1 pseudogene is annotated in these 916 nt (G+C 44.3%); it reads right to left on the bottom strand.

Annotation, left to right across the window (positions count from 1 at the left end):
* Positions 1–601 (bottom strand): annotated as a pseudogene (locus DVK07_RS22470) (hypothetical protein); the annotation flags it as partial.
* Positions 602–916 lie beyond the last annotated feature (315 nt).

The raw sequence follows: 916 nt of genomic DNA, 5'->3' as shown, positions 1-916 counted from the left end.
GTCTTCCAACGAAGAGCGCCACAGGAGCATTATTAGGTATTCCAAGAGACTCACGGACAGCGGTTACCGCAGCTGAATCAGGATTGCTGAACCGTTCAATGTCTGTAGTGTTCCATGCGACATAGACATCGTCGGGGTTAACCCCGAGGTCAGTGACGTAGTCCCGAATGTGTGGTCCATATACTACAAGTGCATCTGCTCCGTGATAGATCCGTTTAATCAGGGGAAATGTGGTCGTCCGCAGAGTGGTTATTGGAAGCCTCCATTCTCCGGTCCAGAGGACAAATGGGGTATCGGTCAGTTGAGCATATAAATACGCGGCCTGTCCAGCAAACTGCTCGAGCGGACAAGCGACGATTACATCAGGCCCGCGTCGCCACAGATAATAAAAAAGCGTTGGTGCAATACTATAGTGCTCGTGAAGTTCGAAGTCCCTAATAGCCCGGTAATTAAAATTACCATACGCTTTCCATCCCTCTTTTTCGTCAGTAAAGAGGATTTCATAATCGAATTGATCTCCTAATTGATTATCGAATTGTTCAAAAAACCCTGTCCGGTAATGTGGACACCGATTTGTAACAAAGGCTAATTGTGGACTCACTATCTGATAAGAGGACTAATCCTAATAATATAATAGTTTGGTCCCAAGCCATTTAAAATAAACAGGAATCGGTAACCCCCACGAAATATCAACTGTTACAATATCAGTACCTGAATCCACTGTACTGACTGAGGGCAGTTTAGAACGCACCAACTGCTGAGGATTTCAACAGAGCCTTATTACAGTAGATACACAATCATAAGTATGCCTGAAAAATCTTCAAAACAACCTGTTTTAGAATTAGGGGCCGGTCCTCATCCTAGGCCAGAGACAGATATTATCCTTGATATAGTCGATTATGAGCCGGTTGATTAC

Source organism: Halorubrum sp. Atlit-26R, assembly GCF_003666015.1.
Taxonomy (GTDB): domain Archaea; phylum Halobacteriota; class Halobacteria; order Halobacteriales; family Haloferacaceae; genus Halorubrum.
This window is presented reverse-complemented; position numbering and strand designations above follow the sequence as displayed.